The sequence below is a fragment of the Aeromonas sp. INTO2 genome (genome assembly GCF_049860605.1).
Classification (GTDB): domain Bacteria; phylum Pseudomonadota; class Gammaproteobacteria; order Enterobacterales; family Aeromonadaceae; genus Aeromonas; species Aeromonas caviae.
The window spans coordinates 1456738-1478066 of record NZ_CP187588.1; the positions used below are offsets into that span (position 1 = coordinate 1456738).

Below are 21329 nucleotides of genomic sequence, written 5' to 3' on the forward strand. Positions count from 1 at the left end.
CATTCGGGTTGAAGGGGGCGGGAGGCAGGGGCTACCATGACCCTTTTGTTGCGAGGAGGCTCCATGGCACTGACAAGGTTGCTGTCCCCCCTGACCAGTCTGGTGATCTTCATTCTGGGTCACGGTCTGTTCAATACCCTGCTGACGGTGCGTCTCTCCGCCGAGCAGGTGTCCGCCCAGGCCATCGGTCTGGTGTCGGCTGCCTATTTCGGCGGCCTGGTGCTGGGGACCTTCATCAATGCCCGCCTCATCATCCGGGTGGGTCATATCCGGGCCTATGCGGCTTATGCCTCCCTGCTCTGTTTTCTGTTTCTGCTGCACGGCATGGTGGTGGAGCCTGTCACCTGGGCGGCGCTGCGGCTGATCGGGGGGTTTGCCACCGGCGGCCTGTTCGTGGTGCTGGAGTCCTGGATGCTGGTCTCAAGCACCCCTGCGAACCGGGGGCGGTTGATGTCCCTCTACATGATCCTGCTGTACGGCTCACTTGCCCTGGGCCAGCAGCTGCTCAAGCAGGTGGACCCCATGGTGCTGACGCCGTTCGCCCTGTGCGCCATGGCGGCGACTCTCTCCGTGGTGCCTCTGGCTCTCTCCCGAGTGGCGACGCCGGCCATGGTGGCACCCCAGCCGGTGGGAGTGCTGGAGCTGGTGCGCCTCACTCCGGCGGGAATGGGCAGCAGCTTTACCTCCGGCCTCATCCTCGGGGCCATCTATGGGCTGTTGCCGCTCTATTTCACCGACAGCGGCGCCTCCCTCTCCCAGGTGGCGGACATGATGGCGCTGGTGATCCTGGGGGGGATGTGTCTGCAATATCCCATCGGACGTGCATCTGATCGTTACGACAGACGGTTGGTGATCCTGCTGCTCTGCGCCCTGCTGACCCTGATCGCGTTGTTGATGGTGCTGCTGCCGGAGCCCTGGCGCGAGCCAGTCGAGGGGACTCTTGTCTTCCTGCTGGGGGGCATGGCGTTCTCCATCTATCCCTTGAGCCTCAGCCATGCCTGCGATGAACTGCGCCCGGATCAGGTGCTGGGGGCAAACCAGGGGCTGCTGCTTGCCTACAGCCTGGGGGCCATGACGGGTCCGCTGCTGGCCCCCTTTACCATGGCAACGTTCGGACCACAGGGGCTGTTCGTCTACTTTGCCCTGTGCGGTCTGCTGCTGTCGGCCTATCTCGGCTGGCGCAGGCGTAAGCGAGCCCCCATTCCGCTGACGGAGCACCAGGTCTTCATGCCGGTGCCCCCCAACACCCCCATGACGGCGGAGCTGGAGCCAAGAACGGATCTGGAAGGGGAGGCAGTGCCGGCGAGCTATCCCGCGACTGATGCAGAAGAGAGAGCGGTGAGGGAAGAGGGGCAGGAGAGGGACGCGCCGCAAGGGCGTTGAAGGCTGGCGACCCAACGACAGGGATAAAAAAACCGACTCCAGGGAGTCGGTTTTTTGTTGGGCGGCGGTTATCAGGCGGTCACGGCATCGGCCTGGGTAGCTTGTGCTTCCGGCGCCGGGTTGCGAATGAGGTAATCAAACGCACCCAGAGCGGCGGTGGCACCTGCCCCCATGGAGATGATGATCTGCTTGAACGGTACCGTGGTGGCATCCCCTGCGGCATAGACGCCGGGCAGGGAGGTGGCACCCTTGGTGTCGATCTCGATTTCGCCAAAGCGGGTCAGGGCAATCTCGCTTCCTTTGAGGAACTCGGTGTTCGGCACCAGGCCTATCTGGACGAAGATGCCGGCCACAGCCAGATGCTTGATCTCGCCGGTGGTGCGATCTTCGTAATCCATGCCCACCACCTTGCTGCCATCGCCGATGACTTCGGTGGTGCGGGCGCTCATGATGATGTCAATGTTGCCCATGGAGCGGGCCTTCTTCTGCAACACGTCGTCGGCACGCAGGGTATCGGCGAACTCCACCACGGTGACATGCTCGACGATGCCGGCCAGATCGATGGCTGCCTCGATGCCGGAGTTGCCGCCACCGATCACCGCCACGCGCTTGCCCTTGAAGAAGGGGCCGTCACAGTGGGGGCAGTAGGCCACACCCTTGGTACGGTACTCGAGTTCACCCGGCACGTTCAGGTCGCGCCAGCGGGCACCGGTCGCCAGGATCACGGCGCGGCTCTTCAAGGTGGCGCCAGAGGCGAGGTCCACGTTGACGTAACCATCCTTGCTGATGGCGGCGGCGCGCTGCTCGGTGATCACTTCCACGCCGTACTGCTTGACGTGCTGCTCCAGGCTGGCGGCCAGCTTGGGGCCCTCGGTGTAGGGCACGGAGATGAAGTTCTCGATGCCGACGGTGTCCATCACCTGGCCACCGAAACGTTCGGCGACAATGGCGGTGCGAATGCCTTTGCGGGCGGCATAGATGGCCGCGGCGGCGCCGGCCGGGCCACCGCCCACCACCAGCACGTCATAAGGCGCTTTTTCGCTCAGCTCTTGCGCCTTGCGCTCGGCAGCGCCGGTGTCGAGTTTGGCGACGATCTCTTCCAGCGAGATGCGGCCCTGGCTGAACGGCTGACCGTTCAGGTAGACGTTCGGGACCGCCATGATTTGACGCTCGTTCACCTCATCCTGGAACAGGGCACCGTCGATCATGGTGTGGGTGATGCCGGGATTCAGGGTGGACATCAGGTTCAGGGCCTGTACCACGTCCGGACAGTTGTGGCAGGAGAGGGAAATATAGGTCTCGAAGTGGAACTCGCCCTTGAGGTTCTTCACCTGCTCCAGCACGGCCGGATCGGCCTTGGAGGGGTGACCGCCGCTTTGCAGCAGGGCGAGCACCAGGGAGGTGAATTCATGACCCATGGGAATGCCGGCAAAGTGCACGCGCGGGGCCTGGCCCTGGGGCGCGATGCTCATGGAAGGCTTGCGGGCATTGGTGCCATCGGTCAGGGAAATTTTGGGGGACATCTCGGCGATCTCGCTGGCCAATGCCAGGAGTTCGGCGGATTTGTCGCTGTCATTGCCGGACACGCTGATCTCGATGGGATTGACGATGTACTGCAAGTAACCGTTGAGTTGTTGTTTGAGGTTGGTATCTAACATGGTCGAATTCCTTCTTGCTGAATGCGGGTCGGCACGATGACCGGATACAGAAAACAGAGGTCCACACAGCAGACCGGCGCATTTTCTGAGGGCCGTAAACAAGACCGGCCCTTGAACGGGCCGGTCTTCAGAGCGGGGAGGCTTAGATTTTGCCTACCAGATCCAGGGACGGGGCCAGGGTGGCGTCGCCTTCTTTCCACTTGGCCGGGCACACTTCACCCGGGTGGGAAGCAACGTACTGGGCAGCCTTGACCTTGCGCAGCAGTTCCAGTGCGTCACGGCCGATGCCGCCAGCGTTGATTTCAACGATCTGGATGACGCCTTGCGGGTCGATGACGAAGGTACCGCGGTCAGCCAGGCCAGCTTCTTCGATCATCACGCCGAAGTTGCGAGTGATGGTGCCGGTGGGGTCGCCGATCATCGGGTACTGGATCTTCTGGATGGTGTCAGAAGTGTCGTGCCAGGCCTTGTGGGTGAAGTGGGTGTCGGTGGAGACGGCGTAGATCTCGACGCCCAGCTTCTGGAATTCGGCGTAGTTGTCGGCCAGGTCGCCCAGCTCGGTCGGGCAGACGAAGGTGAAATCAGCCGGGTAGAAGAACACCACGGACCACTTGCCTTTCAGGTCAGCGTCAGACACCTGAACGAATTTGCCATTGTGGTAGGCGGTGGCGTTGAACGGCTTGATTTCAGTGTTGATGTAGGTAGACATGTATTTGCTCCTTGGTGATGTACATATGCCTGTCTGGTGTTGAAGAGTCGTGCCAGACGAGGCGCTTAACTTTCGATGGAGTCATCATAGTGACTTTTTCTAATCGGTCAAAGCCACAATTTTGAATCACATAAATCTATTTATTAGATAGACCATCACAACTGTACCTAACATGAATATCTCAGGCCTTCGGAGATAACTCATTGTCGAAGTTCAATTTCTGTCCTGCATGTCACATTTTCAAGGGCTGGGCCGGATTTGTTTTCATTGCGTGAGCAGAGAAGGGGGCAGACGAGGCGGCGCAGTAGAAAAAAGAGGGATAAAAAAATCCCGGCGCCGTCGCACAGACAGGGCCGGGTCATCAAACAAGGAATGGCGATAAATATGCTTTACAGCAAAGACTAACTACGGGGTGTGCAAACTTGCAAACATATGAAGAGAAGATGGCGGGTGCACAATCCTCATCTCCTCTTCGGCAACCATTGCATGGTGGGCATCATAGTGTGATAAATGTCACAACGCAAGTTTTGTGGTGTAATTTTACAGTCAAATTGAAAGTGTTTCACTTAAATAGCCGTTAAATTAGGCTGAAAACGCTTTTATTGTAATTTTATTACAGAATTTTAAGATCAAAAGTCGGTTGGGGGCTCCTGCTCCTCCATCAGCTCCAGCAGATTGATGGCCACGGCGATGAAGTCCGACTCGGTGACGATGCCAACCAGCTTGCGCCCCTTGAGTACCGGCAGACAGCCATATTTGTGGCGCTGCAGATACAGGGCCGCCTCCTTGATGCCGGCGTGGGGATCCACGCTCGCCACCTGACGAGTCATGATCTCGTCGAGCTGGACGCTGTCGGTGAACTCCGCCTCCCGCTCCGGATTGATCAGCAGCAGTTTGGACTCGCGGGTGGCCAGGATGTCCGAGAGGGTGACCAGACCGAGCAGATGCTGGTGTTCATCGACGATGGGAACGTGACGGATCCGCTCCTGCTGCATCAGCTCCATCGCCTGCTTGACGCTGTTTTCCGGACCCAGGGTAAAGGGGTGTTCAGTCATGATCTCGGAGAGGGTCATCATGGTGGGCCTCCTTGTGTGTCTGCTTCCACCCTAGCCCAGCCCCCGTCGCCAGAACATGATCGGGGTCAATACAAAACCTTAAAGGTTTTTTAACGGGCCCAGCCTCACAAAATGGCCCGCTATCCCTTGTCTTCCTTGGGTTTTTAGTCTTTTGGGTTGCCTTGGAAGAGGGGGATAACTAGACTAGCCGCCGATTCCCCCGAGGTGAAAGATGCAAGTATCCGATTTTCATTTTGATCTGCCAGACGAGCTGATTGCCCGCTACCCCATGGCGGAGCGTACCGCCAGCCGCCTGCTGCAGCTCGATGGTCAAACCGGCGCCCTGCGCCACGGTCATTTTGTCGATGTGCTTGACCAGCTCAACCCCGGCGATCTGCTGGTGTTCAACAATACCCGGGTTATTCCGGCCCGCATGTTTGGCCAGAAGGCCAGCGGCGGCAAGCTGGAGGTGCTGGTGGAGCGCATTCTGGACGAGCACAGCGTGCTGGCGCACGTCCGCTCGTCCAAGTCCCCCAAGCCAGGTACCCGTCTCCTTCTGGATGGCGGTGCCGACGGCGTGCCCGTCGAGGCCGAGATGCGTGCCCGCCACGACGCTCTGTTCGAGATCCACTTCCTCGACCCGCGCCCTGTGCTGACCATTCTGGATGCCATCGGCCACATGCCGCTGCCCCCTTACATCGACCGTCCCGACGAGGATGCCGACAAGGAGCGCTACCAGACCGTTTACAACCAGAAGCCGGGTGCCGTGGCGGCGCCGACCGCCGGTCTGCACTTCGACGAGCCGCTGCTCGAGCAGATCCGTGCCAAGGGCGTGGAGATGGCCTTCGTGACCCTGCACGTGGGGGCGGGCACCTTCCAGCCGGTGCGCGTCGACAAGATTGAAGATCACCACATGCACTCGGAATACGCCGAAGTGCCTCAGGAGGTGGTGGATGCCATCGCGGCGACTCGCGCCCGAGGCGGTCGGGTGGTTGCGGTGGGCACCACGTCGGTGCGATCCCTCGAGAGTGCGGCCAAGGCGACCCTGGCCCAGGGCAAGCCGCTGGCGCCCTTCTTCAATGACACCGACATCTTCATCTTCCCCGGTTACGAGTTCCAGGTGGTCGATGCCATGATCACCAACTTCCACCTGCCCGAATCCACCCTGATCATGCTGGTCAGCGCCTTTGCCGGCTATGACAACGTGATGGCCGCCTATCAGGCCGCCGTGGCGGGACAGTACCGTTTCTTCAGCTACGGGGACGCCATGTTCGTCACCCGTCGCCGGGTGCAGGGTTAAGCCTTGCCCTTCAGAAGTCGTTCAGGCTCTGCTTGTCAGTATGCCGGCCGGCTTCATATTACCGGGCCCCTCGGGCCCTTTGTTGTCAGACTGTTTCTCTGACTGAATAGAGGTAGCAATGAAATTTGAATTGAAAACCACCGATGGGCGTGCCCGTCGCGGTCAACTGGTGTTCGAACGTGGCGTGGTCCAGACCCCGGCCTTTATGCCGGTCGGCACCTACGGCACCGTCAAGGGGATGACACCGGAAGAGGTGCGTGAGACCGGTGCCCAGATCCTGCTTGGCAACACCTTCCACCTCTGGCTGCGCCCGGGTCAGGAAGTGATGCGCGCCCACGGCGATCTGCACGACTTCATGAACTGGCAGGGGCCGATCCTGACCGACTCCGGTGGTTTCCAGGTATTCAGTCTGGGGCACATCCGCAAGATCACCGAGGAGGGGGTGCACTTCCGTCATCCCATCAACGGCGAGAAGATCTTCCTCGATCCCGAGAAGTCCATGGAGATCCAGTACGATCTGGGTTCCGACATCGTGATGATCTTCGACGAGTGCACCCCGTACCCGGCCACTTACGAGGAAGCGCGCAAGTCCATGGAGATGTCCCTGCGCTGGGCCAAGCGCTCCCGTGACAAGTTCGATGCGCTCGGCAACAAGAACGCCCTGTTCGGCATCATCCAGGGTTCTGTCTACGAACCGCTGCGGGATGTGTCGCTGGACGGTCTCCTTGAGATCGGCTTCGACGGTTACGCGGTCGGCGGTCTCGCCGTGGGTGAGCCCAAAGAGGACATGCATCGCATCCTTGACCATGTCTGCCCGAAAATTCCGGCCGACAAGCCGCGCTACCTGATGGGGGTGGGCAAGCCGGAGGATCTGGTGGAAGGGGTGCGCCGCGGTATCGACATGTTCGACTGCGTGATGCCGACCCGCAACGCCCGCAACGGTCACCTCTTTACCACCGATGGGGTGGTCAAGATCCGCAACGCCAAGTACCGGGAAGACACCAGCACCCTGGATGCGGACTGCGATTGCTACACCTGCAAGAACTACACCCGCAGCTATCTGTACCATCTGGACAAGTGCAACGAGATCCTCGGTGCCCGTCTGAATACCATCCACAACCTGCGTTATTACCAGCGCGTGATGCAGGGTTTGCGGGACGCGATCGAGCAGGGTAAATTAGACGACTTTGTAACTGAGTTTTACCGTCGGCAAGGGAAGCCTGTGCCTCCACTGGCTGAAAATGACGTGAAATAACAACGACATATAAGTTAGTATTCAAATCTACATCAATAAGAGGTTGTTAAATGAGCATTATCTCCAAGGCGTATGCAGAAGGCGCGGCTCCGGCAGCACAGGGTGGTGGCATGGAAATGATCATCATGCTGGCCGTGTTCGGTCTCATCTTCTACTTCATGATCTACCGTCCCCAGGCCAAGCGTGCCAAGGAGCATCGCAATCTGATGAGCTCCCTCTCCAAGGGCGACGAAGTGCTCACTTCCGGTGGCCTGGTCGGCAAGATCGCCAAGGTTTCCGCCGACAGCGACTACATTGTGCTGGCCCTGAACGATCAGACCCAGGTCACCATCAAGCGTGACTTCGTCTCTGCCGTTCTGCCCAAGGGTTCTATCCAGTCCCTCTAATCTCCCGAGGAGCACAGCGTGTTAAATCGCTATCCGCTGTGGAAATACCTGATGGTGATCGTCGTGATCGCCATCGGTTTTCTATATGCAGCCCCCAATCTTTACGGCGAAGACCCGGCCTTGCAGGTCTCTGCCAGCCGTGGTGCCGAAGTCAAACTAGAAACCCTCGACCAGGTGAAGGAAACCCTCGACGAGGCGAAGATCCCGGTCAAGCATGCGGCGTTCGAGCACGGCTTCATCCTGATCCGTTTCAACAACACCGAAGACCAGCTCAAGGCGCGTGACATCGTGGCCAACAAGCTGGGCGACAATTTCATCACCGCCCTCAACCTGGCACCGTCCACCCCCGCCTGGCTTGAGGCCATCGGCGCGGCGCCCCTGAAGCTCGGTCTTGACCTGCGGGGCGGTGTGCACTTCCTGATGGAAGTGGACATGGCCGAAGCGCTGGCCAAGCAGCAGGAACAGATGGTGCAGGATTTCCGCGCCGAACTGCGCACCCAGAAGATCCGCTACTCCGGTGTGCGCCGGGTCGGGGATCAGGTGCAGGTGGTCTTCCGTGACGAGGCCGATCAGGCCAAGGCACTCTCCTTCCTGCGTCGCCAGAATGCGGATCTTGTCTTCACCACCGACCAGAAAGGGGATGACTTCATCCTGCTGGCCAGTCTGAGCGAAGCCAAGGTCAAAGAGGTGAAGAAGTATGCCCTCGAGCAGAACATCACCATCATCCGCAACCGGGTGAACGAACTGGGTGTGGCCGAGCCGCTGGTCCAGCAGCAGGGCGGTGAGCGTATCATCGTCGAGTTGCCGGGGATCCAGGACACCGCCCGTGCCAAGGAGATCCTGGGTGCCACCGCGACCCTGGAGTTCCACATGGTCGATGAGGCTGCCGATATCCAGGCCGCTGCCGCAGGCCGCGTGCCGCCGAGCTCCAAGGTCTACAACGATCGCAACGGTCGTCCCGTGGTACTGCAAAAGCGCGTGATCCTGACCGGTGACCACATCGTGGGTGCCCAGTCCGGTTTCGATGAATACAGCCGTCCCCAGGTCAACATCAAGCTCGATGGTCAGGGTGGCAACAAGATGGCCAACTTTACCAAGGACAACGTTGGCAAGGGGATGGCGACCGTCTTCATCGAGTACAAGCCGGTGGGTCAGCCTGGTCCGGACGGCAAGCGCAAGTTCCGCAAGCAGGAGGAGGTGATCAACGTCGCCACCATCCAGTCTCGCCTGGGTAGCCAGTTCCGCATCACCGGGATCGACAACGCCAACGAAGCCCACAACCTGGCGCTGCTGCTGCGTGCCGGTGCCCTGATTGCCCCCATCCAGATCGTCGAAGAGCGCACCATAGGCCCGAGCCTGGGTCAGCAGAACATCGACAGCGGGATGGAAGCCATCGGCTGGGCCATGCTGGTGATCGTGCTCTTCATGGGGATCTACTACCGTGCCTTCGGCTGGGTGGCCAATCTGGCGCTGACCATGAACCTGGTGCTCATCGTCGGTATCATGTCGATGATCCCGGGGGCCACCATGACCCTGCCGGGCATCGCCGGTATCGTGTTGACGCTGGGGATGGCGGTGGATGCGAACGTACTGATCTACGAGCGTATTCGTGAAGAGATCCGCAATGGTCGCGGGGTGCAGCAAGCCATTCACCTGGGCTTTGACCGCGCCTTCTCCACCATCGCCGACTCCAACGTCACCTCGCTCATCACCTGCGTGATCCTGTTCGGTATCGGTACCGGTGCCATCAAGGGCTTCGCCCTGACCCTCGGGATCGGCCTGACGGCGTCCATGTTCACTGCCATCACGGTATCCCGCGCCATCATCAACCTGGCCTGGGGTGGACGGCGCATCGACAAGCTGCCGATCTAAGGAAGAGACATGTTTCAAATTCTACATTTTGAAAAGCCCATCCCCTTCATGCGTTTCGCCAAGCTGGGTATGGTCCTCTCTGCTCTGGTGACGGTGCTCGCCCTCTACGTTCTGTACGATCGTGGCCTGAACTGGGGGCTGGACTTCACCGGCGGTACCACCATCGAGGTGGGGTTCCAGCAGTCGGTGAGCCTGGACAAGATGCACGAGGCGCTGGATCAGCAGAAGATTGACGGGGCGACCCTGCAGTTCTTCGGCTCCAGCCGTGATGTGTTGGTGCGCATGGCCCCCCAAGAGGGCGTCAAGGTCGAGCAGCAGGGCAACGAGGTCCTGGCGGCCGCCAAGCTGGTCGACGAGAGCGCCGTGCTCAAGCGTGTCGAGTTCGTCGGTCCCTCCGTGGGTGACGAGCTGGCCACCGACGGTGCCCTGGCCATGCTGGCCTCCATCCTCTGTATCCTGATCTACGTGGCGGTGCGCTTCGAGTGGCGTCTGGCCACGGGGGGCATCCTCTCCCTGGCTCACGACGTGATCATCACCCTCGGCATCTTCGCCTACTTCCAGTACGAGTTCGACCTGACCGTGCTGGCGGCGCTGATGACGCTGGTGGGGTACTCCCTGAACGACACCATAGTCGTGTTCGACCGGGTGCGGGAGAATTTCCGCAAGGTACGCCGTGGGGACACCGCGGAGATCATGGATCTCTCCATGACCGAGACCCTGAGCCGGACCATCATCACCTCGGGGTTGACCTTCGTGGTGGTGGTGGCGCTGCTGCTCAAAGGCGGGCCTCTGATCCACGGTTTCTCCATCGCCATGGTGATCGGGGTGGCTTTCGGGACCTACTCCTCCATCTATGTGGCGAGCGCCTCAGCCATGTTCCTCGGGATCAAGCGGGAGCACATGCTGCCGACCCAGGTGGAAAAAGAGGGCGCGGATCAGCAAGAGATCCTGCCGTAACAGACAAGGGCGCCGCAAGGCGCCCTTTCTCTTGTGGCCGGGGTGAGTCATGATGCTCCCCACAACCCAGCATCCATTACCCAAAGCAAGGAGCAAGCCCATGCAACACAATCCCCGTTTTCTGGCCCTGGTAGAGTCCATCCGCCCGCAGGTGCAGGAAACCGATGTGCACCAGATCAAGCGCTGGCAGGATGAGGGCCGAGCATTTCATCTGATCGACGTGCGCGAAGAGAGCGAGTGGGCCAGGGGCCATCTGCCGGGGGCCACCTATCTCGGGCGTGGGGTGATAGAGCGTGACATCGAGACCCGGTATCCGGATCCCGACACCGAACTCTACCTCTATTGTGGTGGGGGATTTCGCTCCATCCTGGTGGCGGATAACCTGCAGAAGATGGGTTATTCCCGGGTCGTCAGCGTCGATGGAGGCTTTCGCGGCTGGAGCGATGCCGGATACCCTGTCGAATCCTGATTTATTTGAGGGAGAGGGGCTGCGCCACATGACAAACGGCCCCGTGATCTTTACCATATGCGGGGTCAAGCGTAAGCGTCGGAGTGTTCATTGAACGTCAGGATAGGGATTGGATACCTCACGGGTATCCTGTTGTTGCTCCCCTTGTGGGGTTGCAGCAGTAGCAGTCAGGTAAAAGCGCCTCAAGTTCCCAAGCCGCAACCCGCTTCACTGGTATTGGCGACCCCCTTGCAGGTCTCCTACCAGAGCGAGTTGGCGTTGGCGCGACTCGGGCAGATGCTCAGTGAAATGGAATTGACGACCGAACAGCGGGCAGAACTCTTCTATGAGCGTGCCGTGGTGTTTGACCGGGTGGGCTTGCGTTCCCTGGCGCGACTCGACTTCAACCGCGCCCTGCGGGAGAAGCCGGATTTTGCCGAGGCCTACAACTTCATCGGTGTCTATCTGGTTCAACAGCAGAACTACGACGAGGCCTATGAGGCGTTCGACTCCGCCCTAGAGCTCGCCCCGGATTACGACTACGCCTATCTCAACCGGGGAATCGCGCTCTATTACGGCAATCGCCCCGAGCTTGCCGCGGCGGATATGAAGCGCTTCTACGAGGCGCAACCAGAAGACCCTTATCGGGTGATCTGGCTCTATCTGGCCGAGCAGAAGCTCAACGGACCGGCGGCCATGAGCCGGATGCGCGAGCGGCTCAACAAGTATGACGACGACGCCTGGAACTGGGATCTGGTGCGCCTCTATACGGGCGACATCAATGCCACCCAGTTGATGAGCAACGTGGTGAAAGGGGTCAAGGACAACAGGGAGCTCGCCGAGCGCCTGTGCGAGACTTACTTCTACCTCGGCAAGTTCGAGCTGGCCAAGGGTAACCGCAAGGAAGCCATCAGCTACTTCAAGCTGGCGCTGGCCAACAACGTCTATGACTTCATCGAGCATCGCTATGCCTTGCTGGAGCTGGAACTGATGGCGCGCAAGCCCCAGCCACCCGGAGCCCAGGGCAAGAGCGGCAAAGCGTGACTAAACGGGTTTGATCCCCATGAAAAAGGCCTCTTGACGAGGCCTTTTTGCTGTCTGGTGACACGGGGTGCGCCGCTACTCCACCAGGCTCATGCCGGGGATCTGGCGCCAGTAACCGTTGCAGTCCCGCTCCTGCAGCAAGAGCAGGGGGGCCATCCCCTGTTCGTTGGCCTTGAAGCGCTCCAGCATCTCCAGGGTCTCCATGCCTTCGGGCGAGAGGCGCACCACATCCACCAGGCCCTCCATCCCCTTGAGCTCGTTGCCCAGGTTGTAGCAGTAACCGGACTGGGTCTGGATGCCGTTGAGGTTGAACACCTTCTGCCCCTCGCGACTGCTGGCAAGTCGCCCGGTGGGGTAGTCGATGCAGGCCAGTTCGCAGTTGTCCTTGGGCCGGTTGAGGGAGCGGGCGGTGAAGCAGCGTGCCGAGTAGGCGAGCGGCAGATGACCATAGGCGAACACCTCCACCTCGAACTGCTGGCGCTCCCTGCCCAGATCCTGATTGAGCTGCATCAGCCAGTCGTGGGAGAGCTCCACCGGCATCACCCAGCGCTGCATCCCCTGTTTAAGCAGCATGCGCAGCACGTCGGCGTTGTAGGCGTTGATGGCGGGGCCGCAGACGAACGGCAGCCCGGCTTCACTGGCGAGCTGGACGGCCCCCAGATCGTTGGCCTCGATCATCAGCTCGCCGTTGTCGATCAGTCGCTTGACCTCCTTTAGCTCGGAGGGGGCAGAGATCAGCGCCAGCGTGGAGAGCACCGCCTGCCTGCCGGAGCCCGCCACCTGACTGGCGAGGGCAATCCAGTCATCCACTTTCAGTTCGCGCCGCTTGCTGCAGACGGTTTCTCCCAGATAGACGATGTCGGCCTGGCTGGCGGCGGCCGCCTGATAGAAGGCCTGGGTGTCGGCCTTGGGCCAGTAGAAGAGCAGGGGGCCGAGAGAGAATTTCATGAACAGGGCTCCTTATTGCCACTGGCGATGATAGGCACCGAGGGTGGTCTGGCTCCCCTCGGAGACACGGGCGAGCTGGGCATCCCACTCAGCCTTGACCTGATAGGCCTCGGGGTTGGCCTGATAGGCGTCGATGGCGGCGCGCCAGACCCGGGTCACCTGCTCCACATAGGCGGGGCTGCGCTGGCGTCCCTCGATCTTGACTGACTGGATGCCGGTCTGGAACAGCTCGGGCAGAAGGCCGAGGGTGTTGAGGCTGGTGGGCTCCTCCAGCGCGTGATAGGTCTGGCCATCCACCTCGAAGCGGCCCTTGCACAGGGTCGGGTAGCCGGCATTTTCCCCCGGGCCGTAACGATCGATCAGCACCTCGTTGAGGCGGGATTCGAGGCCGCTCGGGGTCTCTTCCCAGCGCACGAACTTGGCCGGTGAACAGGCACCGACGGTGTTGGGGCTCTCGCCGGTCATGTAGGAGGAGAGGTAGCAGCGCCCCTCCGCCATGATGCAGAGGCTGCCGAAGGCGAACACCTCGAGGCCGACGTCAGTCTCGCGGGCCAGCTGCCTGACCTGATGCATGGAGAGCACCCTCGGCAGCACCACCCGGCCGACGTTGAAGTGCTGCTGGTAGAAGCGGATGGCAGCGGCGTTGGTGGCGCTGGCCTGGACCGAGACATGCAGCTCCATGTCGGGATGGCGGCGGCTGGCATAATCGAGCACGGCGAGATCGGCGATGATCAGGGCATCGGCACCGAGCGCCACCCCTTTGTCCACGGCCTGCTTCCAACGGGCATCGGAGCCCGGGTGGGCAAAGGTATTGATGGCGATGTGCAGCTTGCGGCCATGCTGGTGGACATAGTCAACCGCTCTTTCCAGCTTGCTGTCGGTGAAGTTGAGCCCGGCGAAGTGGCGGGCATTGGTGTCATCCTTGAAGCCGATGTAGACCGCATCGGCCCCGTTATCCACGGCTGTCTTCAGTGCCGGCAGGCTGCCTGCCGGGCAGAGTAATTCCATCGGGTACGCTCCGAGAGGGCAAAAATGCAAAAGTGGCCCGATTGTATTCATGCTTGCCCTCCCGCTTTTTGACCTGAGGCAGCTTTAGGTGGCTTTACCCTTCTTGAGGTAAGTGGGCACAAGTTTGATTTTCAACAGGATCTTGCCGAAGGGGCTGTGCTTGAATGCGCAAAAAACTGGGAGTTTATCGTGTTTCAACATCTGCAACGTCGCCTGGTCGAACAGGCACCCCGTCTCTTGCGCCACCCCCTCAAGCTGGTGCCCTTCCCGCTGCAACAAAACCTGATGGAGGCCCTGCTGGGCAGGGTATTCCGGGAGGCCATCGAAGAGGGGGAATTTGCGTTTCTTACGGGCAAGTGGCTGAAAGTGGAAGTCAGCGATCTGGGGCTATGCTGGTTTATCAGCGAGCAGGAGGGCAAATTGGTAGTGGCGAGGAAGTGTGAGCACGCCGATGTCTGTTTCAGCGGCAATAGCCAGGATCTTGTTCTGATCGCCGGGCGCCGTGAAGACCCGGATTCCCTCTTCTTCCAGCGCCGGCTGAAGATAGAGGGGGATACAGAGTTGGGCCTGGAGGTGAAAAATCTGATGGACAGCCTGGATCTGGACGGGCTGGGATTGATGAAATACCCCCTGATGGATCTGGCGACCTTTATCGAGCGTGCCCGCGAGACGCACGTGCCCACTGCCGCGACAATGAGCTGAGCCCGAGTGCTGCGAACAGGCGAACTTTAGCCGCAGTACCCCACTGTCAGCGTGACCACGCAGGGTGGGGAGGCGTCATCTGCCTGTTTGTGCAGAAATGCCTGGTTGGAAGCGGTGCCAAAATAGCGATTGGTTATGTTACAATTGCGCGCCATTTTTGACTGAAGATTGACTGGGCATGTTGGATCAGATTCGTATCGTGTTGGTAAACACCTCTCACACCGGCAACATGGGATCCGCGGCGCGGGCCATGAAGACCATGGGACTGACTCAACTGGTGCTGGTCGATCCCCAGGCCCAGCCGGATGAGGAGGCCGTCGCCCTGGCGGCGGGGGCCAGCGATATCCTGGCTCGCGCCCGAATCGTGCCGACCCTGGACGAGGCCATTGCCGACTGTGGTCTGGTCATCGGCACCAGTGCCCGTTCCCGCACCTTGAGCTGGCCCATGCTGGATCCCCGTGAAGCGGGCGAGAAGCTGGTTGCCGAGGGCATGGAGCACCCGGTCGCGCTGGTGTTTGGCCGTGAACGCACCGGCCTCACCAATGACGAACTGCAAAAATGCCACTTCCATGTGGCCATTCCCGCCAATCCAGAATACAGCTCCCTCAATCTGGCCATGGCAGTGCAGACCCTTTGTTACGAGGTGCGGATGCGCTGGCTGGAAGTACAGAACCAGGAGCCGGAGGATGAGCGGGTCGAGTACCCCAGCGCCCAGCAACTGGAAGGGTTTTATCAGCATCTGGAGCAGACGTTGCAAAAGACGGGATTCATTGCCGATGACCACCCAGGCCATGTGATGAGCAAACTGCGTCGTCTGTTCAATCGGGCCAGACCCGAAGCGGTGGAGTTGAACATCCTGCGGGGCATTCTCACCTCTGTCCAGAAGTCCAGGGCACAGGATTAATCCCGACTGATTTACTCAAGCATATACTTGACTGATTTAGTCGGGTATGTGACCATATGCCACATATTGATTGGTTCGCAAGACGGTAAGGCATATGAGACTGACCTCAAAAGGACGTTACGCGGTGACAGCCATGCTCGACGTGGCGTTGCATGCAGAGCAGGGGCCCGTGCCCCTGGCTGATATTTCAGAGCGCCAGGGCATCTCTTTGTCCTATCTGGAACAACTGTTTGCTCGTCTGCGCAAGCATGGTCTGGTGAGCAGCGTACGTGGCCCCGGTGGCGGCTATCGCCTCGGTCTGGCCCCTGGCGAGATCTCGGTCGGTCAGGTGATCACCGCGGTCGATGAATCGGTCGATGCGACCAAGTGCCTCGGCAAAGGGGGCTGCCACGGTGGTACCCAGTGCCTGACCCACTCCTTGTGGCGGGATCTGAGCGAACGCATCTCCAGTTTTCTGGGGGATATCACCCTGGCCGAGCTGGTTGGTCAGGCCGATGTGCGCCGTATCGCCGGCAAGCAAGATGAACAAATGAAGACCGTGTTGTCCCTGGTTGATCGGGCCGAACGCGGTGATGTGAGCTTGAAAGTCCAACTATAAACGTGCTTTCCACGACGAGTCGCTGTGTGACCCCGTCGTAACGGAGAAAAAGATGAAACTGCCTATTTACCTTGATTATTCGGCAACCTGTCCGGTGGACCCGCGTGTCGCAGAAAAAATGATGCAGTGCCTCACCATGGACGGCCTGTTCGGCAACCCAGCCTCCCGTTCCCACCGTTTCGGCTGGCAGGCCGAAGAGGCGGTGGATCTGGCCCGTAATCAAGTGGCAGAGCTGATCGGCGCGGACCCGCGCGAGATCGTCTTTACCTCCGGTGCGACCGAGTCCAACAACCTGGCCATCAAGGGCATCGCCCATTTCTACGCCGGCAAGGGCAAGCACATCGTCACCTCCAAGACCGAGCACAAAGCCGTGCTGGATACCTGCCGCCAACTGGAGCGGGAAGGCTATGAGGTGACCTACCTTGAGCCCATGCCCAACGGCCTGTTCACTCTTGAGCAGATCGAAGGCGCCCTGCGTGATGACACCATCCTGGTCAGCATCATGCACGCCAACAACGAGATCGGGGTGGTGCAAGACATCGCTGCCATCGGCGAGCTGTGCCGTTCCCGCAAGATCCTGCTGCACGTGGACGCCGTCCAGAGCGTGGGCAAGATCCCGGTCGACGTGGAAGCACTCAAGGTTGATCTGCTCTCCATGTCCGCCCACAAGGTATACGGCCCGAAAGGCATTGGCGCCCTGTATGTGCGCCGCAAGCCCCGTGTTCGTCTGGAAGCCCAGATGCACGGCGGTGGCCACGAGCGCGGCATGCGCTCCGGTACCCTGGCAACCCACCAGATCGTCGGCATGGGGGAAGCCTTCCGCATCGCCAAGGAAGAGATGGCGAGCGAGAGCCAGCACATCATGGCCCTGCGCCAGCGTCTGTGGGATGGCATCAAGAACATCGAAGAAGTCTATATCAACGGGGATCTGGATCAGCGTGTACCGGGTAACCTGAACGTCAGCTTCGCCTATGTGGAAGGGGAATCCCTCATCATGGCACTGAAGGATCTGGCGGTCTCTTCCGGTTCTGCCTGTACCTCGGCCAGCCTGGAACCTTCCTACGTGCTGCGCGCCCTGGGCCTGAACGACGAGCTGGCACACAGCTCCATCCGTTTCAGCATCGGTCGCTTCACCACCGAAGAAGAGATCGACTACGCAATCAAGCTCATCTGCGACTCCATCGGTCGTCTGCGCGAGATGTCCCCCCTGTGGGAGATGTTCAAGGATGGCGTCGATCTGAACACGGTCGAATGGGCACATCACTGATCCTTGCCAGCATGGCAAGGGTCTGGTGAACAACGGAATTAGCAGGAGTTAGATATGGCTTACAGTGAAAAAGTAATCGACCACTACGAGAATCCCCGCAACGTCGGTGGTTTTGACAAGAACGATCCCAGCGTCGCCACCGGCATGGTCGGTGCACCGGCCTGTGGTGACGTCATGAAGCTGCAACTGAAGATCAGCGACGATGGCATCATCGAAGATGCCAAGTTCAAGACCTACGGCTGTGGTTCCGCCATCGCCTCCAGCTCCCTGGTGACCGAGTGGGTCAAGGGCAAGACCCTGGACGAAGCGGCCGGTATCAAGAACACCGACATCGCCGAAGAGCTGGCGCTGCCGCCGGTGAAGATCCACTGCTCCATTCTGGCGGAGGATGCCATCAAGGCCGCCATCGCCGATTACAAGCAGAAGAAAGGTCTTTAAGGTCCGGAGAGCAGTATGGCCATAACCATGACAGATGCCGCAGCGGCGCGGGTTTCCTCCTTCATGATCAACCGGGGCAAGGGCATCGGCCTGCGCCTCGGCGTCAAGACGACCGGCTGTTCTGGCCTTGCCTATGTGCTCGAGTTCGTGGATGAGCTGGCTGCCGAGGATCAGGTATTCGAGCAGAAAGGCGTCAAGATCATCGTGGATGCCAAGAGCCTGATCCACCTGGATGGCACCGAGCTGGACTTCGTGAAGGAAGGCCTCAACGAGGGCTTCCAGTTCAACAACCCGAATGCCAAGGGCGAATGTGGTTGTGGCGAAAGCTTCAGCGTGTAAGTGGTTCGATTGACCGATCGCCCATGTTTGCAACGCCTCGCAGCCCCAAGGGTGAGCCCTGTTGCGGCGAGTCTCTTGTGATCAACACCTTGCTCATCAACACAGTGGTGTGGACGCCAGTCCATGCCACTGCTTTCAAGTTCAAGACGAGTGTGGTTGCACTCCCAGCGCTATTGTCTGAGGACGAAGGATGAATCATTTCGAGCTGTTCGGGCTGGCTGAGGGCTTCGAGCTCGATACTCGCCAACTGGCTGACACCTATCGTCAGCTGCAGACCCAGTTCCATCCCGATCGTTTTGCGACAGCCCCCGAGCGGGAGCAGCTTGCTGCCGTGCAGCGTGCTGCCCAGATCAACGATGCGTTTACCACCCTCAAGGCCCCCTTGCGCCGAGCCGAGTATCTGCTCTCCTTGCGGGGCACCGATATTCGCGGCGAGCAGCAGACACTGCAAGATCCTGCCTTTCTGATGCAACAGCTGGAGTGGCGAGAGCGGCTGGCTGATCTCAAGGGCGACGCCGACCCTGAGGGGGCCATCAAGGATTTTCGCCAGGAGATCAGGCATGATCACCAGGCGTTGATGCAACGGCTGACCGACTCTCTCACCAGGGGTGAGGATCTGCAGGCGGCGGATTGCGTTCGCAAGCTCAAATTTGTCGACAAGCTCCTCGAGGAGCTGGAACGATTCGAAGACTCGCTGTTCGAGTCTTGACCCTCTAACGCAGGAATTGTGATTACCCATGGCATTACTGCAAATTGCCGAGCCAGGCCAGAGCGCCGCGCCTCACCAGCATAAACGTGCCGTCGGCATCGATCTTGGCACCACCAACTCCCTGGTCGCCGCCGTGCGCAGCGGCCAGGCCGACACCCTCTGTGACGAGCAGGGGCGTGATCTGCTGCCTTCCGTGGTCCATTACCAGGCCGATACCATCCGGGTTGGCTTCGATGCCAAGCGTGAGGCGGCCCTCGATCCCCACAACACCATCGTCTCGGTCAAGCGGATGATGGGCAAGGCGCTGGCCGACATCGATACCCGCCAGCAGCCTTACGAGTTCGTGGCTACCGAGACGGGTATGCCTCAGTTGCGGACCCGCCAGGGGCTGGTCAATCCGGTGCAGGTCTCGGCCGAGATCCTGAAAAAACTGGCCGAGCGCGGTGCCGCGTCCCTCGGGGGAGACCTCGACGGCGTGGTCATCACGGTGCCCGCCTATTTTGACGATGCCCAGCGTCAGGGTACCAAGGACGCGGCCAGACTGGCCGGTCTGCATGTGCTGCGCCTGCTGAACGAGCCCACCGCGGCGGCCATCGCCTATGGCCTCGACTCCGGCCAGGAAGGGGTGATCGCCGTCTATGACCTGGGTGGCGGAACCTTCGATATCTCCATCCTGCGTCTGCATCGCGGGGTGTTTGAGGTGATGGCCACCGGTGGCGACTCGGCACTCGGTGGTGACGATTTCGACCATCTGCTGGCGGACTGGCTCAAAGAGCAAGCCGGGTTGTCCGGTCAACTCGATGCCCGTACCCAGCGCGAGTTGCTGGATGCGGCGGCCAGCATCAAGCACGGCCTCACCGATGCCGATGCCCTTGTCTGCGCCTTTGCCGGCTGGCAGGGTACCGTCACCCGCAGCCAGTTTGACGAGCTGATCCAGCCCCTGGTCAAACGCACCCTGCAGGCCTGTCGGCGCGCCCTGCGCGATGCGGGTCTCGAGCAGGAAGAGGTACTGGAAGTGGTGATGGTCGGCGGCTCGACCCGGGTGCCGCTGGTGCGCGAGCGGGTGGGCGAGTTCTTCGGCCGCACGCCCTTGACCAGCATCGACCCCGACAAGGTGGTGGCCATCGGTGCCGCCATCCAGGCCGACATCCTGGTGGGCAACAAGCCTGACGCCGAGATGCTGCTGCTGGACGTTATCCCCTTGTCGCTGGGTCTGGAGACCATGGGCGGCCTCGCCGAGAAGGTGATCCCGCGCAATACCACCATTCCGGTGGCCCGCGCCCAGGAGTTCACTACCTTCAAGGATGGCCAGACCGCGATGGCCATCCACGTGGTGCAGGGGGAGCGCGAGCTGGTGGCGGATTGCCGCTCCCTGGCCCGCTTCACCCTGACCGGCATTCCGCCCATGGCGGCCGGCGCCGCCCACATTCGCGTCACCTTCCAGGTGGATGCGGACGGTCTGCTGTCGGTCAGCGCCATGGAGAAATCCTCCGGCGTGCAGGCCGAGATCCAGGTCAAGCCCTCCTACGGGCTGGGGGAAGATGACATCCTCAACATGCTGAGCGCTTCCATCGTCAATGCCCAGCAGGACATGGACGCCCGCATGCTGGCGGAGCAGCAGGTCGAGGCCGACCGGGTGGTCGAGAGCCTCAACGCCGCCCTGGCCGCCGATGGCGAGGCTTTATTGAGCCCCGCCGAGCGGGCCGAGCTGGATGCCGCTATCGCCCATCTGCTGACCATGCGCAGCACGGGCACCACCAACCAGATCAAAGAGGCCATCGAGGCGGCGGACGCTGCCAGTGGCGAATTTGCAGCCCGCCGGATGGATGCCTCCATCCGCAAGGTGCTGACCGGACAAAACGTCAACAAGGTGTGATATGCCAAAACTGATTATTCTGCCCCATCCCGAGCTCTGTCCGGACGGCGCGGCCCTCGAAGGTGCGACCGGTGAAACCATTCTGGATATCGCGCTGCGCAATGGCATCGAGATCGAGCACGCTTGCGAGAAGTCCTGTGCTTGTACTACCTGCCACTGCGTGGTGCGGGAAGGGTTCGACTCCCTCGAGCCGAGCGACGAGCTGGAAGACGACATGCTGGACAAGGCGTGGGGGCTGGAGCCGGAATCCCGTCTCAGCTGCCAGGCCAGACTGGCGGACGAGGATCTGGTGGTGGAACTGCCCAAGTACACCCTGAATCTGGCGTCCGAGCGCCACTGATGACCCCTTAATTACACATGAGTGAATTGCGCGTGCAGCATCTCATGGTGCAGTAATGATATGGTGAAGGCCGTGACCCTTGAGGGAGCGGCCTTTTTTGCGCCCGTGATTTCCCTATTCGTTGATGAAAGTG

The 21329-nt window shown here is 60.5% G+C and carries 22 protein-coding genes; 17 read left to right on the plus strand and 5 right to left on the minus strand.

The window, feature by feature from the left end; translation table 11 throughout:
• The first annotated feature begins 63 nt into the window (after positions 1-63).
• Positions 64-1383 carry an MFS transporter gene (locus ACPW74_RS06875; RefSeq protein ID WP_425858780.1) on the plus strand — a complete coding sequence of 440 codons (1320 nt, stop codon included), beginning with the start codon at positions 64-66 and terminating at the stop codon, positions 1381-1383.
• Positions 1384-1454: 71 nt separating this feature from the next.
• Here ACPW74_RS06875 and ahpF read toward each other — a convergent pair whose 3' ends face one another.
• From ahpF to ACPW74_RS06890, 3 genes are all read right to left on the minus strand, one after another.
• Positions 1455-3041: an alkyl hydroperoxide reductase subunit F gene (gene ahpF, locus ACPW74_RS06880; protein ID WP_042016663.1), complete on the minus strand. Its 1587-nt coding sequence runs from the start codon at positions 3039-3041 to the stop codon at positions 1455-1457.
• Positions 3042-3183: 142 nt separating this feature from the next.
• Positions 3184-3750, minus strand: coding sequence for an alkyl hydroperoxide reductase subunit C (gene ahpC, locus ACPW74_RS06885; protein ID WP_010675074.1), 567 nt, complete (start codon positions 3748-3750; stop codon positions 3184-3186).
• 629 nt (positions 3751-4379) lie between these two features.
• A complete protein-coding gene (locus ACPW74_RS06890; protein WP_010675073.1) occupies positions 4380-4826 on the minus strand; it encodes a CBS domain-containing protein in 447 nt (148 codons plus the stop codon).
• A gap of 211 nt (positions 4827-5037) precedes the next feature.
• On the opposite strand from ACPW74_RS06890, the gene queA reads away from it, so the two are divergent.
• The 7 genes from queA to nlpI all read left to right on the plus strand — a co-directional run bounded on the left by queA (position 5038) and on the right by nlpI (position 12067).
• Positions 5038-6105 carry a tRNA preQ1(34) S-adenosylmethionine ribosyltransferase-isomerase QueA gene (queA, locus tag ACPW74_RS06895; RefSeq protein WP_010675072.1) on the plus strand — a complete coding sequence of 356 codons (1068 nt, stop codon included), beginning with the start codon at positions 5038-5040 and terminating at the stop codon, positions 6103-6105.
• 118 nt (positions 6106-6223) lie between these two features.
• Entirely contained in the window at positions 6224-7360 is a 1137-nt protein-coding gene (gene tgt / locus ACPW74_RS06900) for a tRNA guanosine(34) transglycosylase Tgt (RefSeq protein WP_010675071.1), read from the plus strand.
• Between the two features lie 50 nt (positions 7361-7410).
• Positions 7411-7746 carry a preprotein translocase subunit YajC gene (yajC, locus tag ACPW74_RS06905; protein ID WP_010675070.1) on the plus strand — a complete coding sequence of 112 codons (336 nt, stop codon included), beginning with the start codon at positions 7411-7413 and terminating at the stop codon, positions 7744-7746.
• Positions 7747-7764: 18 nt separating this feature from the next.
• Positions 7765-9618: a protein translocase subunit SecD gene (secD, locus tag ACPW74_RS06910; RefSeq protein ID WP_039038737.1), complete on the plus strand. Its 1854-nt coding sequence runs from the start codon at positions 7765-7767 to the stop codon at positions 9616-9618.
• Positions 9619-9627: 9 nt separating this feature from the next.
• Complete coding sequence (gene secF, locus ACPW74_RS06915) at positions 9628-10575, plus strand: protein translocase subunit SecF (RefSeq protein WP_039038736.1); 948 nt, start codon at positions 9628-9630, stop codon at positions 10573-10575.
• Between the two features lie 100 nt (positions 10576-10675).
• A complete protein-coding gene (locus ACPW74_RS06920; protein ID WP_279981438.1) occupies positions 10676-11044 on the plus strand; it encodes a rhodanese-like domain-containing protein in 369 nt (122 codons plus the stop codon).
• 90 nt (positions 11045-11134) lie between these two features.
• Complete coding sequence (nlpI, locus tag ACPW74_RS06925) at positions 11135-12067, plus strand: lipoprotein NlpI (RefSeq protein WP_280520777.1); 933 nt, start codon at positions 11135-11137, stop codon at positions 12065-12067.
• Between the two features lie 75 nt (positions 12068-12142).
• Here nlpI and ACPW74_RS06930 read toward each other — a convergent pair whose 3' ends face one another.
• Together ACPW74_RS06930 and ubiU are read right to left on the minus strand one after the other, a co-directional pair.
• A complete protein-coding gene (locus ACPW74_RS06930) occupies positions 12143-13015 on the minus strand; it encodes a U32 family peptidase (protein ID WP_279981437.1) in 873 nt (290 codons plus the stop codon).
• 12 nt (positions 13016-13027) lie between these two features.
• Positions 13028-14023: a ubiquinone anaerobic biosynthesis protein UbiU gene (ubiU, locus tag ACPW74_RS06935; protein WP_010675064.1), complete on the minus strand. Its 996-nt coding sequence runs from the start codon at positions 14021-14023 to the stop codon at positions 13028-13030.
• Positions 14024-14212: 189 nt separating this feature from the next.
• Here ubiU and ubiT point away from each other — a divergent pair, with 189 nt between their 5' ends.
• The 9 genes from ubiT to fdx all read left to right on the plus strand — a co-directional run bounded on the left by ubiT (position 14213) and on the right by fdx (position 21196).
• Positions 14213-14725, plus strand: a complete 513-nt coding sequence (gene ubiT / locus ACPW74_RS06940) for a ubiquinone anaerobic biosynthesis accessory factor UbiT (protein WP_104453299.1) — start codon at positions 14213-14215, stop codon at positions 14723-14725.
• A gap of 178 nt (positions 14726-14903) precedes the next feature.
• Positions 14904-15629 (plus strand): tRNA (cytosine(32)/uridine(32)-2'-O)-methyltransferase TrmJ, encoded by a 726-nt coding sequence (gene trmJ / locus ACPW74_RS06945; RefSeq protein ID WP_042880722.1) that lies wholly within the window; start codon positions 14904-14906, stop codon positions 15627-15629.
• Between the two features lie 94 nt (positions 15630-15723).
• A complete protein-coding gene (gene iscR, locus ACPW74_RS06950; RefSeq protein ID WP_025327241.1) occupies positions 15724-16227 on the plus strand; it encodes a Fe-S cluster assembly transcriptional regulator IscR in 504 nt (167 codons plus the stop codon).
• A 52-nt stretch (positions 16228-16279) separates the two neighbouring features.
• Positions 16280-17494, plus strand: coding sequence for an IscS subfamily cysteine desulfurase (locus ACPW74_RS06955; protein ID WP_010675060.1), 1215 nt, complete (start codon positions 16280-16282; stop codon positions 17492-17494).
• A gap of 54 nt (positions 17495-17548) precedes the next feature.
• Positions 17549-17932, plus strand: a complete 384-nt coding sequence (gene iscU, locus ACPW74_RS06960) for a Fe-S cluster assembly scaffold IscU (RefSeq protein ID WP_010675059.1) — start codon at positions 17549-17551, stop codon at positions 17930-17932.
• Positions 17933-17947: 15 nt separating this feature from the next.
• Positions 17948-18271 carry an iron-sulfur cluster assembly protein IscA gene (iscA, locus tag ACPW74_RS06965; RefSeq protein WP_010675058.1) on the plus strand — a complete coding sequence of 108 codons (324 nt, stop codon included), beginning with the start codon at positions 17948-17950 and terminating at the stop codon, positions 18269-18271.
• A gap of 190 nt (positions 18272-18461) precedes the next feature.
• Positions 18462-18980: a co-chaperone HscB gene (hscB, locus tag ACPW74_RS06970; protein ID WP_010675057.1), complete on the plus strand. Its 519-nt coding sequence runs from the start codon at positions 18462-18464 to the stop codon at positions 18978-18980.
• Between the two features lie 28 nt (positions 18981-19008).
• Positions 19009-20856, plus strand: a complete 1848-nt coding sequence (gene hscA / locus ACPW74_RS06975) for a Fe-S protein assembly chaperone HscA (RefSeq protein WP_223919277.1) — start codon at positions 19009-19011, stop codon at positions 20854-20856.
• A 1-nt stretch (position 20857) separates the two neighbouring features.
• The gene (fdx, locus tag ACPW74_RS06980; RefSeq protein ID WP_005299781.1) at positions 20858-21196 is read left to right on the plus strand and encodes an ISC system 2Fe-2S type ferredoxin; all 339 of its coding nucleotides are present in this window, start codon (positions 20858-20860) and stop codon (positions 21194-21196) included.
• Positions 21197-21329: the final 133 nt, after the last annotated feature.